This window comes from Dickeya sp. NCPPB 3274, assembly GCF_000406205.1.
Lineage (GTDB): Bacteria > Pseudomonadota > Gammaproteobacteria > Enterobacterales > Enterobacteriaceae > Dickeya > Dickeya fangzhongdai.
In genome coordinates, this window is sequence record NZ_CM001979.1 from 3,266,595 (window position 1) to 3,281,471 (window position 14,877).

The following is a 14,877-nucleotide window of genomic DNA, read 5'->3' on the forward strand; positions in this document are numbered from 1 at the left end:
TGCAGAATCGGGATGTGACCTATTAAGTTAATTCACCATGAGTTTTTATTAAAGGAAATACCATGCGAAAACCTACCTATCATGTGTTTGTCACGCAGGAAAGCCCGCCCGACTCACGCGGAGAAAAAAACACATTCTGGACTAAGGTCGGCGTGGCCTTCGCCCATCACGGTAAACCCGGATTGAATATCGTCCTGACACCCGGCCTTGCGGTCTTCGGTAAGCTGGTGCTTCTCGAACCCCGGGATGACAGCGACACACCACCCGAGCCCGGCACGATGAACGCCCAGCCGTAACGCACCGTTCCCCCGCCATCGGACAGACTGATGGCAATCTGTAACCTGAATGACGTCACCGAGGCAACCATGCTTTCCCCGACAGCGTTTCTGGCGGCGGCAATGCAGTGTGCCGCCAGCATTCACCCATCCACCGCGTTCGATGTGGCGAAGGTGGAATCCGGCTTGAATCCTTACGCCATCGCTGAAATCGTGCCAAAGCAAGAGAGAATGCCCGGCAGCGCCGGTGTCATTTCTCATCAGCCCACCCGCCATGAAACGGCCGTCAGTATCATCAACCGGATAGAGGCCAGAGGTCGCCGCTATTCAGTCGGGCTGATGCAAATCACTAGCACCAATTTTCAGCATTACGGCGTGACCGCCCAGGCGTTGTTAGACCCGTGTACCAACCTGTCTGTTTTTGAGCGCATCCTTACCGACTGCTATCAGCGCGGTGGCACGCTGCAACGCGCACTCAGTTGCTACTACGCCGGTAATTTCACTGCTGGTCAGCAGCACGAATCCACTGTCGACCAGACCAGCTATCTCCAGCGTATTGGCTATGCCGTCCCGTCAACGCGGGAAGACCGCGCGCGTAGGCGCGCCAGTCAGACCACGTCAGAGACTCATTATCCAGCCACCGTGCTGCGCGGTGAGCTTGCCGCCCCCTCTACCCCGGTTTCGACCACCCTGCGCTACCCCAACGCCGTCCTTCGCGGCGATGTATCCCCCCTGTGAACCATGAGGAGAGATGACGATGCAAAAACGTAACCACTTACCGGCCTTTTTTCCCGCCTTCATGTCCGGCCAGACGCTGGCGGCAGGCAGCGGATTTACCAAAGCCAACGACACGCTGAGCAACACGTCCACTGGCCTGCTGGGGCTGGCCGCCGTCACCATCACACTGGCCACCATGTGGGTGGGTTACAAGGTGCTGTTTGACGGTAAAAGCCTGCATGACATGCGCAACGTCATTATCGGGGCCATCCTGATCGTCGGCGCATCCGGTTTTGGCGCGTACTGGGCATCCTAGAGGAAAACCGATGACCACCCTGAATAAAGCGCTCACCCGGCCCGCCGCGATCATGGGCATCCCCCTCGTCCCGTTCGTTCTCGTCAGCGGGGCCATCGTCCTGCTGTCGGTCTATGTCAGCTATTACCTGGCGCTATTACTGATCCCGGCCTGGCTGGAAATGCGGGCGAAGGCCCGAGCCGATATCCATCATTTCGGGTTGTTATGGCTGGCGTTTAAAACCCGTGGCCGGTTTGCCACCAATCGCTATTTCGGTGCGACGGCGATGCTGGCAAACCAGTATGACGCCGTCGATATTTCGGAGTTTACCGACAAGATGAAATTAAACGCGCGCATCACGCTGGATAAATACATCCCCTACTCTTCCCACCTTCACCCGCACGTCATCAGAAACCGCCACAGTGACTTCGTCGCTTCTTGGGAGCTGGGCGGCACCCTGTTTGAATGTGAGGATGAACATCATCTGACGCTGATGGCAAGCCATCTCAACAACCTGATCCGCGCCTATGAAGGGCTGCCGGTCACATTCTATATTCACCGTATCCGGGAAACCTATCAGGATGCCTTTGAGGCGGCATCGGGTATTCCGTTTTCCGACGAGGTCACAACGCGCTATTACCGGGCACTCAACGCAAAGCCGCTCTGGCGGCATCGGCTGTTTTTCACCGTCTGTTATGCGCCCTTCTCCGCGCTGGAGAAAAAGGCCATGAAGACACAGCCCGCCGGAAAAAGGCAGGCGGCGCTGGATCAGGCGCTGAGGGTCATGCTGGAGCACCATGCCGCACTCGGCAGCGCACTGTCACGCTATATGGCAACCCCGTTGGGAACCTATGAGGAGAAAGGACGGGTCTACTCCTCGCAACTGGCGTTCTACCATCGCCTGATCACCGGCCAATGGCAGCCGGTGGCGGTGACACGCTCACCGTTTTACCTCACGCTCAGTACACCGGATGTATTTTTTACCACCGACACCGCCGAATGCCAGACCGTCGGCGGCTCCCGTTTCTTTCGCAGTCTGGAAATTAAGGACTATTCGCCGGAGACCGCGACCGGCCTACTGGATGCGCTGTTGTATGCCGAAAGCGAGTACGTACTGACGCAGTCTTTCACCTGCATGGCGCGGGATGAAGCACAACACCATATCCGGCTGGCGGAAAAACGGCTGAATGCAACCGACGATGACGCCCTGTCACAGCGTGAAGAGCTGGTTGTCTTGCGCGACCTGCTCCAGTCCGGGCATGTATCCTGCGGCAAATACCATTTTTCCCTGCTGGTGTCCTCGGCCAGTGCCGATCAGGTGGTCAGGGAGACCCACGCGCTGACCCAGCCGTTTACCGACCTCGGTATCATGACCTCGCTGTCCACGCTGTCGTTGCCTGCTGCGTATCTGGCTCAACTGCCCGGCATGTATACCTTTCGCCCCCGGCTGGTGGTCGTCAGCAGCCAGAATTACGCGGATCTGGGCAGCCTGCATAACTTTCACCCTCACAAGCGCAGCGGCAACCCGTGGGGCGACGCCATCGCCATTCTGACATCGCCTGGCGGCGGAGGTTATTACCTGAACCTGCACGACAGCCAGGTCGGGCGGGATGATTTCAACGAAAAAACGCCGGGGAATACCGCCATCATCGGCAAAACCGGCTCAGGGAAGACCCTGCTGATGACGATGATGCAACACCTGATGCAGAAGTACCGCCACCCGGCGACATTTTCCGCTGCGGCCCCCGGTAAACGGCTGACCACCGTTTACTTCGATAAAGACCGCGCCGCCGAGATGTCGATCCGCCAGATGGGCGGGCGTTACTTTCGCATCCGCACCGGTACGCCTGCCGGGTTCAATCCGTTTTCACTGACGCCAACCCGACGTAACCTCAGCTTTATCAAGCAATTGGTCCGCATGTTGTGCCGTCGCAACGGCAAACCGCTTGACCCACGCGATGAAGCGCGCATCAGCGCCGCCGTGGATACCCTGATGCAGGACTACCCGCCGGAATTGCGCCGTTACGGTATAACCCGGCTGCTGGAGGTGTTGCCCGAGCCGCCGACCCGCGAGGCCAGAACCAACGGGCTGCGCATCCGTCTGAAACAGTGGGCGCAGGGCGGCGAATTCGGCTGGATTTTCGATAACGCGGAGGACAGCTTTAACATCGGCGAGAGCGATAACATCGGCATTGATGGAACCGAATTTCTGGATGACGACGACATACGCGGCCCGATCACCTTTTACCTGCTGTTCCGCGTCACCAGCCTGCTGGACGGTCGCCGGTTGGTGATGTTCATGGATGAATTCTGGAAATGGCTGGCGGATGTCGAGTTTTCTAAATTCTCCCTCAATATGCTTAAGGTGATCCGCAAACTGAACGGCATTTTTATCCCCGCCACCCAGTCCCCCGATGAAATTGTCAGGCATCCCATCGCCCCGGCGATTATTGAGCAGTGCAGCACGCAACTCTTTCTCGCCAATCCCAAAGCCAGCCGGGCGGATTACGTGGAGAAAATGAACATCCCCGACAGCGTGTATGACACCGTCCGTCGTCTGGACCCAGGCGAGCATTATATGGTCATCGTGAAAACACCGCTGCGCGCCGGTGAAACCCGGCCTTTTGTCGCCCTGGCAAGAATGGATTTATCGGGCCTCGGCAACCTCACCACACTTTTGAGCGGGAGCGAAGACAACCTGAAACGGTTTGATGCGCTTTATCAGGAAGGGATGTCCCCTCAGGACTGGAAAGCAGTCTTCCTTGAACAGGCCATCTGAGATTCACTTCGGAGGTAAATCACCATGCAAACCCGCACTCTCTTTCTGGCGCTCTTGCTATGGCTGTCCGCACCGGCGATAAGCGCCGGTATCCCGGTGTTTGATGCCGTCAACAATGCCGAGTCGATTAATCAATGGATGCAAAAACTCAAACAATGGCAGGAAACTGTTACCCACTATAAAGACGAGCTGGATGCCTATAAACAGCAATTGGCGACTGCCACCGGGATACGGGATATTCAGGGGTTTCTCCGCGAGGCGAAAAGCCTGAAAGACGATATCGACGCGCTTCGCAAGAACGGTATTTCACTGGATGACCTGCTGACCAATCCAGACGGTTCCTATTCTTCCGCGCTTCAGGGGTTATATAAAAAATACCAATCGTTTGATAGCTGTAACCCGTCCCGCTCATCCCTGCGTTATCAGGACAGTTGCAAACAGCTGTTACTCAATCAGGCACTGGCGATTGAGAATACCCGCGAGGTTCAGGACAGGATGACGGGCACGTTGAACGACATCGCAGACCTGTCTGATCGCATCGCCAATGCCAAAGACTCGAAAGAGTCACAGGACCTGGCGAATGCCGTTGCGGCCAAAAGCGTGCAACTGAACGCCCTGACCAGCCAGTGGGAGATGTCTGTCCGGCAGACGGAGCAGCGGGCAACACTGCTGGAGCAGCAAAAGCAGAAAGCCTTTGAGCAACAGCAATTAACTGCCCCCGTTGCCGATCTGAACAATATATAGGGAGGTTCGCATGTTAAAACCCGTATTAATCTTATGTGTCATTTCAGCCATTACTACGCTATCCGGCTGTAAAGAGACACGATCCGAAGCCTGGTACAAAGAGCATCCTGATGAAACATATCAAGTCTATACGCGATGCCTCAAGGATGGTGAGGCAAGTGATAATTGCGAGTTCGCCCACCGGGCAGCATTGATGTTTGCCCAGACAGGAAAACCAGGTATCAAGGAAAAATTCGAGACATTGTTCCAGCAGGAAGCCCAAAAGAGAAAAGCCGTCACAGAGTAATATCCCCACCCACGAAAACAGGGATGATTCCCTGTTTTCTTATTTTCTGTCTGTTCCTGTTTCAAGAGAGGCACCATGTCTGGTGGTATTTTCGTTGGTATGGACAAAAACATCATGGATGGGCTCAACGCCGTATTAGCGGGTCAGTCGTCTACATACGGCACCATGATTAGCGTTATTATTGTCAATTCCTTCACGTTATTTATTCTGTATCGTGGTTATCAGACGCTTGGCGGCAAACTCCAGACGCCTGTTGAAGATGTTGTCTGGGATGTGGGTCGCATGTTGCTGATTACTACTTTCGTGTTAAACCTCGATGGCTGGCTGGATATCAGTATTGCAGCTATTGAAGGAATTAAAGATGGTATTAGCGGTAATGATAATATCTGGGCGCTACTTGATACCGTGTGGGCAAAGGCACAGACACTGGGACAAATGCTGTTTAACCTGGATACGTCAACCTACGTCAAACTGAATGGCGGATTGGCCGAAGTATTGGTCTGGGGCGGTGTCATCGTTCTTTTACTGGCCGCGACGTTTGTAAACCTGCTGGCCGAAATCGCCATACTGCTAATGACAACAACCTCCCCAATATTTATTTTCTGCCTGCTCTACGGTTTTCTCAAACCGATGTTTGATAACTGGTTGAAAACTATTTTTACGGCGATATTGACGATAATGTTTTCCGCCTTATCTATCCGAATAGTCATCAACTACCTGAATAAAATACTGGATGCCGCAACAACAACATCCGCCGAAAGCAACATGGTGACATTGGCAGCACAATGTTTACTGGCCGGAATTGCATCTGGTGCCGTCGTCTGGTTTTCCGCAAAGATAGCCAACGCACTGAGCGGTATCGCCGTTCAGGCCGCCTTGCAGGGTGCGGCCATGAGCGGCTTACGCGGTCTGGCGAGCACGTCATCTGAAGCAGCAAAACCGGCGATGAAAACCGGGGCGGCGGCGGCCCGGCTGGCCGCCAAAGGAAGCCATGCCGCCGGGACACTTGTCGCCACAGGCACCGGCAACGCCATCTCCGCATGGCAAAAGCGCGCCGCCGCCATTGAGAGTATGAAGCGCCTTAACCAACTGCGCCCTCGCTAATTTCTTTCTCACTCCCCAACTCGTCACAGGGTGCCGTGGCAATCGCCGTCGGTACGGCATGTCTGTATCCGTTAACAAGGGCTTTCCATGAAATCCAGCATTGTCTTTCTGATGCTGTGCATCCTCACGGGCTGCGCAGGGCATCAACACGATCTTCCGCCGGTATCCGGCGATCCTCAACCGGTCAATTCCCCCGCGATTATTCAGGAGCTGACAACACATGTCTGAAACAGAAAACCTCATTGCGTCATCCCGCACCTTTGAAGCGGTTCTGCTGGAAAAGGATGAACGGGAAAAAAAGCGCGCGTGGCGAATGGCGGCAACCGGGTTTGCGCTGGCGGCGATGGCGATAACCGCGCTGATTATTCTGCTGCCGCTGAAAACCACCGACATCGAATTATGGTCGGTGGATAAACAGACCGGGCGCTATGAATATATGACCCGGCTTAAGGAGAGGGATATCGCGACCGAAGCAGCGCTGGCCCATGCGTTATCCGCCCAGTATATCCGGCTACGCGAAGGCTATAACTATTTTGCGCTTCAGCGCGATTATGACGACGTGCAGCTCTTCAACAGCGACAGCGTGAACCGGGATTACCTTGACGAGTTTAACGGCAATCAGGCCCCCGACGTCATTTTCAATAAAGCGGAATACGTCGTGTCTGTCGAGATTATTTCCAACATCCACGCCCCCGCCACCGCCCCTGACCATCTGGCAACCTTGCGAGTTAAACGCACAATCCGTCGCATTGCGGATAACACGATCAAAACGGATATCTGGAACATCCGCCTGACCTACCGCTACCTCCCCCGCAAGCAATTGACGGACAGCCAGCGAGAAGTGAACCCGCTGGGGTTCATCGTCACCAGCTACCAGCGCGATAAAGAACTGAGGGGGGAATGATGCTGAAAAACACCGTATTGATAGGGCTTATGCTGGCGTCGTGCGCCGTCTGGGGGGCCGCGATACCACGCGGCAGCACGTATGACAGCCGCATCCAGCATGTCACCTATGACAGCCAAAATGCCACCGTCGTCAACACCCGCCCCGGCTACCTCACCACGATCCTGTTCGATGACGATGAAGCGGTGCTCGACGCCCAGACCGGTTTTCCCAAAGGCTGGCGAGTGACCAAAAGCGATAACCGGGTGGACGTCAGCCCCAACCCTGTCATCCAGCCGGTAACGGAGGACAACGGCAATAACGTCAACAAGGTGTTTCTGCCGACCGCCAAAGAGTGGAAAACCAACCTGTTGGTGGTGACATCCAAACGCGATTACAGCCTGGAGCTTAACGTGCTGGATAACGACTCGCCCTCGCAGGCCTTCATTATCCGTTTTCACTATCCCGATGAGGCGCGCAGGCAATCAGCGGCCGCCGATGCCGCCCACCTGCAACGCCTGCGTGAGGCACAGGAAAAGCAACAGATTGCGGCAGCTTTCGAGCAGGCCACCACATCGCGAAACTGGCGCTATACCAAGCGGGTCGCGGCGGGCTCGGCGGCGATTGCACCGGATTTTGCCTACGATGATGGCCGCTTTATCACCCTCGGCTTTTCGTCCACCAAAATCCTGCCGTCACTGTTTCGGGTCGTTAACCAGCAGGAGCAGACCGTCACACCCCGAATCTCCACACACGGTAACTACACCGTGATGGTCGTGCGGGCCATGTCGCCGTATCTGGTGTTGCGTTATGGCCGCGCCGTGGTCGGTATTGAGAATACCGCATTCGGCAACGTCGCCGTCAGCACTGGTGACACCGTTTCGCCCGCCGTCACGCTGGAGGCCAAATGACAGACCATCCCATCCCGGATACAGCGGAAAAAACCGTGGCTGAACGGGAAGATGAAGCCCGCGAACGCGCCAGAGCCGCGAGAGAAAGCCAGACACAGGCGCACAACTCACCGCCCGGTCAGCCGGACGTTACCCGCTTTAAAAAACCTGCCAGTCGCCGAACGCTGCTGGTCAGCCTGCTCAGTCTGGCGGTGCTGATGCTGCTGGCATGGAGTGGGGATCGCTTTTTTGGCGCAGTCAAACACAGCGATGACAAGGCAACAGAGACCCAGCCGTTGCCGCTGACCGGTGTAATACCGCCTGCGCGTAAAAACCTCGGTATGGACCGTCATCCGTTCGGTCTGTTCGAGCAGAACAGACCGGAAACCACAACGGATCATCGCCAAACGCAGGCTGCCCCGCCACCGCCAGCACCGCCCGCGTTAAACAAGGCCGCCGCCCTGGCCGACGGGTTAAGTCAGGCGTCAGATACCGCATCGGCTTCCCACGTCACCGCCTCCGGCACTGACAAGCAAAAGCCCACTATCACGCCTGACCCGGAGATAAAAGACGCCACTCCCGGCGTGGTAACAGTCACCCACGTCCGGCGGCTCGGTCTCGATCCCGATCTCTACCTGCCGGTTGATAGCTACATTCCCTGCTCGATGATGCAGCGCTTTGTTTCCGATGTCGGCGGGCGGATTTCCTGCCTTATCAGCGAGGATGTCTACAGCGCCAGTCATCATGTGAAGCTGCTCCCGGCAGGCACGGTCGCCCGTGGCATCTACCGCACCGGCGCACTGCAACAGGGCCGGAGCCGGATGTTTGTCATCTGGACGGAGTTACGCACACCGGAGCCCGGCAGCCTGCAAATTCCGCTGACCGATACCGAGGCCACCGGCCCGCTTGGAGAGGCTGGGATTAGCGGCAGGATCGATACCCATTTCTGGGAGCGGTTCGGCAACGCGTTAATGCTGAGTACGGTACAGGACGTCGCCGCTGCGGCGGCGAATACAGCGCCGGGGAAAGACCGCAATACCGACTACACCGAGAATACGCGTGCTGCCGCCTCGGAAATGGCGAAAACGGCACTGGAAAACAGCATCAATATCCCGCCCACGATGTACCTCAATCAGGGGGATGTGATCGGCATCATGACCGGTACGGATATCGATTTCTCTTCCGTTTATCAACTGCGTCTAAAAACGAGGTGGTATGAACGCTGAAAACCTGTCGCTGGATTTCATGAAACATCAGCTCTTCGGGCATTATCTCCGGCTGGATGGCCTGACCGAGGTGGCAATTAACCGCCCCGGCGAGATCCACACCAAAATACAGGGGCACTGGCAGAGGCATGAATCGCCGGTCACCTTGCGTCAGTGCCATGCCTTTGCCAACGCGCTGGCCTCATGGCATGACGATAATATTGATGACACGTCGCCGATTCTGTCCGCCACGCTGGAGTCCGGCGAACGCATTCAGGCCATTATTCCCCCAGCCTGCGAACGGAATACCGTATCCATTACGCTGCGCAAGCCGTCATATGCGCAGAAAACGCATCAGTCGTGGATTGAGGCGGGCTTTTATCACCGAGTAACCGGTCAGGAGCAGGCTGAAAGCAAAGACGAGGAACTGACCCGCTATTACAACAACGGGGACATCCCCCACTTTATTGAAAAAGCCGTCGAGTACGGCAAAACGCTCTTTATTGTGGGAGAAACCGGCTCGGGTAAAACCACCTATATGAAGACATTGCTGCACTATATTCCGCCGCATCTCAGGCTGACGACAATTGAAGACAACCCTGAAATCCGGTTTTACCACCACACCAATTATGTGCATCTGTTTTACCCGGCGGAGGCCACCGACGAGGCGATTGTCACCCCCGGCAGGCTGATACGGGCGAATTATCGAATGAACCCAGACAGAATTCTGCTGGCGGAAATTCGCGGGCGGGAAGCCTGGGATGCACTGAAAATTATCGGCTCGGGTCATGAAGGGCTTATCACCTCCCTGCACGCGGGCAGCCCGGAAGAGTGTATTGAGGGACTCATCGACCGCTGCTATGAAAACCCGGACTGCAACAATATCCCGTTCGATGTGCTGTTACGCAAGGTGCTAAAAAGCATTGATGTGATCGTCAGTATTGATATTCATGGCGACGTCCGCCGGATGAGCGATATTTATTTTAAACCGGTACACCTTCATCACATGAAGGAAATATTCAGATAGACGAACCATTTCCCCCGGCCACCCAGTAAAGGTATTCGATATGAAAACCGTCATACTCACCGCCTTTCTTCTCGGCATGAATGTATTATTTCCCACCGCCGTAATGGCCGCTGATGCCTGTGAAGCTGTTTTATGTCTGTACGGTAAAACCACCGGAAACAGCGGTGGAAATACCTGTCAGTCGGCTGAACGCGCCTTCTTTTCTATTGTGAAAAAGAACCGGCACGGTTTTCTCCCCGGCCAGACTGCCGATGCCAGGCAATCCTTTTTAAACGAATGTGATTCGGCTGACCCGGCCGCGATCAGCCAGATTATCGGTCAATATGGCCGCGTTCGTGGCTAATACTAACGAACCGGGCGCAAAGCCGTGACGGTTTTCAGGTTTTTACGGCCCGCCCATTTTTCGCGGATTAAAGCGCGAAGAAATACCGGGCCGTAAAAATGAGGCAGCGGACAGAAATATTTTCGCGGATTCCGGCGCGAAAATATTTCAGGCACCGCGCCTCACCGGCAAACAGCCGCGCCCACGCGGCTTTTGCCGGCCGGGGGGAGCCGCAAAAAATTTGCCGCCCCAGCGAGCAAATAGGCGCGCCCACGCGCCGGTTTTTGTGGGGGGCGTGCCCCGCACACCGTCGCGGCTAAGTCTCCGGCCCAAAGCCGGTAGCGTGGCGCGACCACCCACTTTGAAGGCGTTTTCCCATTTTTTCGCTGGCCGGAACGGACAACAGAAAAAATAGGCGAAAAACGGCGTCTCAAAGGGGGTGGTCGCGCGTAGCGCGCGACGGTGTGCCGCCTTTGACCCTGGGGGTTTTGGCGTGGCGTCCAGCCACGATATTACCCCCATGAGCCAGGCAATAAGGGCGTCCAGCCCGCATGAACTGGCGCACGCCGTTCCGTGCCGGGAAGTGAACTTTCCGGCGCATGGCTGCGAAGAAGCCACCGCATTCGCCTCACCCGATCGCCTCATGACATCGACTCATACGCTGAGGCGAAAGGATGAGGCGATCTCATGAGGCGAGAGCCGACACCGGAGGCACTATGCTGTTAAATAAGCTTGCCGTTTCACTATCACCGATAGTGAACGGAATGCTGGCACTGCTTATGTTTACGCAACAGCATCAACTGATGCTGGCGTTATTATCGGGGCTGACGTTACCGTTTTTCGCATCAATGAAAAGCGACGAACGACAATCAGCCCCGTTCTGGAAAAAGGGAATTATCGCTTTTTCCCTGCTGTGTTTTCTGTTTGGCACCATGGCTCCGGTGATCATCAGGTTCTTTCAGTGGGTCTATCAGACCAGAATAGCCACCCGGTATTCGCTGGCAACCTGGCCGATACTGATTATCCTCACGGCAACAGGGATTATCTTCCATATTATTCTGCGTCGGGCATTAACCCCTGAACTGGATAAAATAAAGAAACGCCTGGTTAAAAAAACCACCCTTGAGCGGGAATTACGCACCGATGTGCGCACGGTAAAATCCCTACTGCCGGAAACGCTGCATTATGACCCGCTGGATTATATTGATCTGAATAACGGTATTTTTCTCGGCATGGACCGGGATACGCAACCGATGTATCTCCCGTTAAACGACTGGCAAAAACAGCACGCGGATATTATCGGCACCACCGGGGCTGGAAAAGGGGTGGCTGCCGGGATATTGCTTTATCAAAGCATCCTGGCGGGTGAAGGGGTATTTATTATGGACCCAAAAGACGATGAATGGGCCCCACACCTTTACCGCAAAGCCTGTGAGGATGCAGGCAAACCGTTTGCCTTAATTGACCTGCGAAAACCGCATTACCAGCTAAACCTGATTGAAGCGATTACCGCCGATGAACTGGAAGAGCTTTTTGTCGCCGGATTTAGTCTGGCGGAGAAAGGCCAGGAATCTGACTTTTACCGTATCGGCGACAGAAAAGCGGCACGTATAGCGGCGCAATTTGTCAGCAACAGCCCTTCTTCGACTATCCGTAATATTTATAACAGCGAGTATGTTCAGAGTATTGCTGAAAAGATCAACGCGTTTTTCGGCAAGCTTGAAGAGCTGGCGTTACTCAATGCCATCAATGCGCCGACAGGGTTTTCACTCCAATCAGTTTTTGATGAAGGTGGCTGCTGTTATGTCATCGGCTCAATGCGCAACAGCAAGATAATTACCGCACAACGCATGTTGCTGGTTCGCCTTTATCAGTTAGCGGAGCGGCGCGACCGGATACACGCCGCGCCGCGCCCTGTGGCTATTTTTCTTGATGAGCTGAAATACCATTTATCCAAACCGGCGCTGGAAGGATTGGGCGCTGCACGGGATAAAGGCGTGCATATTATTATGGCCCACCAGTCCGTGGCCGATTTAAAAGACTGCCCGGCGGATTTAAACGGCGACGCCGTTGTCGGGGCCATCGTTGAAAATGCTAAATTCAAGTTGGTTTACCGCGTTATGGACCCGGATACAGCGGAATGGGTGGCAAGAATGTCCGGCACCATCTTAGTGGATGATGAAATCCGCAAGGCGAAAACCGATGCTGTTCTGACGGAAACCATCGACAGTGAACGCGCCATCAGGCAGGCGGAGCGTTTCTTTATTGACGGCAATATGATCCTCAACCTGCCTGATTTCGTCAGTTTTATCTTCACCACGAAAACACTTCCCTCCGCCTCGCTGATTTCCCCCATCAAGGTGCAAAAACGTGAACTGGAAACGTTCACCGTTTCGCCTGATATCGCTGCATCAGCGGCACCGGTAAAACGGGCGCTGGATTTCAGCGAAGAAGACAACGTGCCTCAGATCGATTTTTAGGAGACGCCATGTTGATATCAACATACCGTGATCGCCACAGGCGTAATAACGAGAAAATAAAGATACTGCTGAATTTCCTGAAAGAAGAAACCTACAGTGACTTTAAAACACTGATGCTGCTTTTTGATTTTAAAAATCACAAACCACTTTATCTGTTGCTTGCCAAAGTCATCAAAATGGGATGGGTACAAAAACATGAATTTGATACCCGCACGGGGAAAATCTCTTTGTGGGGGATCACCAGTGACGGGTTAGCGGTGGTAGTAAAACCCAATGACGATATTTTCCCGGCACGGTTTGAACCGTCCAGACTCACCGGCTGGACGTTAGAGCACCATATGGATAATCAGGCAGCCCGCCTTATTCTGGAGAAAAAAGGCGCTACCGGCTGGATAAACGGTGATCGTTCAACCTTCCTCAGCCAATATCAGGTCAAACACCGCCCTGATGGACTCATCACCCTGCCTGATGGACAAGTCATCGCGGTAGAAACCGAGCGCCGCCTGAAGACCAAAGCCCGCTACCAGTCAATCATCGCCAGCCATTTGCTGGCCCGGACACAAAAGCACTGGATTTACGTCTTTTACATCGTACCGGACCTACAGAAAAAACGGGCACTTGAACTGCTGTTTGGCAGCATCAAACACGTCATCATCAACCATCAGCACATACCACTCGAAGCACGTCATCGGAATGTTTTTCGTATCTATACTCTCGACGAGCTGCGACAACTGGAGCCGAGGCAATATTCATAAGCTGGATCTGGCGTTGCCAAATCTCATGGTCGGCTAAGAGCGAGGAGTGGATGTTGGCGGTTGTTCTAACACTTGTAACGCATGACTAACATTGAGGAGCATTAATTAATGGGAACTGGCCACACTCCCTACGGTTGCTATGACATATTTTTATCAAGCTCGGCTGAAATCCCATCTATGATTTGATTCTTTTCATCCATCCAGTTATGAAAAACCTCCTTTCGTTCATTAATAAAAGGGTGGTCTTTAGCCGATGCACAAAGCAGAAATGCAATAGCCTGCCCAACATCAACACAGAGCAATAAGGCGCCGTTTACCTGATAACTGTTTTCGCCATAAACACCGATGTGCGAAAAAGAGTGAAACTTATCATCCACCAAACCTCTATTATGCAGATGGTGAGATATGGCTTTGATGTTTGGATGTGCACCATACTCAATAGACAAGTCGTAGAGTTTTTTCAGGTAGTCAGACATATCTGGCGAGATGTGCTTTAATTTGGCTACTGTCGCTCCGATAGTAAATGCCTTACGGCAGTTGTCAGTTGCGGTTTTGGATTTATCTCTATTAAACCAGATTTCACCCATCTTGTTATCGGATGATATTAGATAGGCATAACAAGCTGACTCCAGAGCAGCACGGGCTACTGGAAGCACTGCGACCTGGTGACCAGATAGTGCCTGAAAAACTGCATTTGAAAGCATCATATACGAGTTCATCGCCAGCAGCATGGTTGCTGCGTTTGCGTCATATTCGTGGGCGAAAATCTCTTGATGAAAAATCCTGTCCATCTCATGGATCATCCCCATCAGGTCGGGTTCTTCTTTCGCATGATGAACAAGATTTTCAAGGGTTGCTTCGAGATAGTTTGAAAGTGTATCGATTTCAATCTTCACAGCATCATCCAGTATGGTTTTGAAGTGGATGACTTTATCTTCTGGTTTATAACGTGTAAATGATTATCCCAGCGGCTAACTACAAAGACAAAAATCTCCCAAAGCTAACTACGACCAATGGATATTTAAAGTGTTTACCAGCCTGTAGAGAGGATTGTTCAGTACGTAGTGTCGATAATCTGCACCCTGTAAGCCAAGAAAGCGCCGCGCAAACAATGT

General features: G+C 53.8%; 15 protein-coding genes. 14 read left to right on the plus strand and 1 reads right to left on the minus strand.

Annotation, left to right across the window (positions count from 1 at the left end; translation table 11 throughout):
• Positions 1–62: 62 nt before the first annotated feature.
• The 14 genes from DXX3274_RS14625 (at position 63) to mobC (ending at position 13,762) form a co-directional block, all read left to right on the plus strand.
• On the plus strand, positions 63–296 hold the full coding sequence (locus tag DXX3274_RS14625; protein ID WP_042860410.1) for a hypothetical protein: 234 nt from the start codon (positions 63–65) through the stop codon (positions 294–296).
• Between the two features lie 69 nt (positions 297–365).
• Positions 366–1,013 carry a lytic transglycosylase domain-containing protein gene (locus tag DXX3274_RS14630; RefSeq protein WP_042862138.1) on the plus strand — a complete coding sequence of 216 codons (648 nt, stop codon included), beginning with the start codon at positions 366–368 and terminating at the stop codon, positions 1,011–1,013.
• 19 nt (positions 1,014–1,032) lie between these two features.
• Positions 1,033–1,308, plus strand: coding sequence for a TrbC/VirB2 family protein (locus DXX3274_RS14635; RefSeq protein WP_035044784.1), 276 nt, complete (start codon positions 1,033–1,035; stop codon positions 1,306–1,308).
• Between the two features lie 10 nt (positions 1,309–1,318).
• Positions 1,319–4,066, plus strand: a complete 2,748-nt coding sequence (locus tag DXX3274_RS14640; protein WP_042860412.1) for a VirB3 family type IV secretion system protein — start codon at positions 1,319–1,321, stop codon at positions 4,064–4,066.
• A 24-nt stretch (positions 4,067–4,090) separates the two neighbouring features.
• Positions 4,091–4,810, plus strand: coding sequence for a type IV secretion system protein (locus DXX3274_RS14645; protein ID WP_042860413.1), 720 nt, complete (start codon positions 4,091–4,093; stop codon positions 4,808–4,810).
• 10 nt (positions 4,811–4,820) lie between these two features.
• Positions 4,821–5,096: an EexN family lipoprotein gene (locus DXX3274_RS14650; RefSeq protein ID WP_042860414.1), complete on the plus strand. Its 276-nt coding sequence runs from the start codon at positions 4,821–4,823 to the stop codon at positions 5,094–5,096.
• Between the two features lie 75 nt (positions 5,097–5,171).
• Positions 5,172–6,200 carry a type IV secretion system protein gene (locus DXX3274_RS14655; RefSeq protein WP_042860415.1) on the plus strand — a complete coding sequence of 343 codons (1,029 nt, stop codon included), beginning with the start codon at positions 5,172–5,174 and terminating at the stop codon, positions 6,198–6,200.
• Between the two features lie 220 nt (positions 6,201–6,420).
• A complete protein-coding gene (locus tag DXX3274_RS14660; protein ID WP_042860416.1) occupies positions 6,421–7,104 on the plus strand; it encodes a virB8 family protein in 684 nt (227 codons plus the stop codon).
• A complete protein-coding gene (virB9, locus tag DXX3274_RS14665; RefSeq protein ID WP_193747036.1) occupies positions 7,101–7,994 on the plus strand; it encodes a P-type conjugative transfer protein VirB9 in 894 nt (297 codons plus the stop codon). The genes DXX3274_RS14660 and virB9 overlap by 4 nt, the downstream gene beginning before the upstream one ends.
• Complete coding sequence (gene virB10 / locus DXX3274_RS14670) at positions 7,991–9,199, plus strand: VirB10/TraB/TrbI family type IV secretion system protein (RefSeq protein WP_042860418.1); 1,209 nt, start codon at positions 7,991–7,993, stop codon at positions 9,197–9,199. The genes virB9 and virB10 overlap by 4 nt, the downstream gene beginning before the upstream one ends.
• Positions 9,189–10,205 carry a P-type DNA transfer ATPase VirB11 gene (gene virB11 / locus DXX3274_RS14675; protein WP_042860419.1) on the plus strand — a complete coding sequence of 339 codons (1,017 nt, stop codon included), beginning with the start codon at positions 9,189–9,191 and terminating at the stop codon, positions 10,203–10,205. The genes virB10 and virB11 overlap by 11 nt, the downstream gene beginning before the upstream one ends.
• A gap of 40 nt (positions 10,206–10,245) precedes the next feature.
• On the plus strand, positions 10,246–10,548 hold the full coding sequence (locus tag DXX3274_RS14680; RefSeq protein ID WP_042860420.1) for a TrbM/KikA/MpfK family conjugal transfer protein: 303 nt from the start codon (positions 10,246–10,248) through the stop codon (positions 10,546–10,548).
• 695 nt (positions 10,549–11,243) lie between these two features.
• Positions 11,244–13,007: a type IV secretory system conjugative DNA transfer family protein gene (locus tag DXX3274_RS14685; RefSeq protein WP_084478794.1), complete on the plus strand. Its 1,764-nt coding sequence runs from the start codon at positions 11,244–11,246 to the stop codon at positions 13,005–13,007.
• Positions 13,008–13,015: 8 nt separating this feature from the next.
• A complete protein-coding gene (gene mobC / locus DXX3274_RS14690; protein WP_042860421.1) occupies positions 13,016–13,762 on the plus strand; it encodes a MobC family replication-relaxation protein in 747 nt (248 codons plus the stop codon).
• A 137-nt stretch (positions 13,763–13,899) separates the two neighbouring features.
• On the opposite strand, the gene DXX3274_RS14695 is transcribed toward mobC, so the two are convergent.
• The gene (locus tag DXX3274_RS14695) at positions 13,900–14,658 is read right to left on the minus strand and encodes a hypothetical protein (protein ID WP_042860422.1); all 759 of its coding nucleotides are present in this window, start codon (positions 14,656–14,658) and stop codon (positions 13,900–13,902) included.
• Between the last annotated feature and the right edge of the window lie 219 nt (positions 14,659–14,877).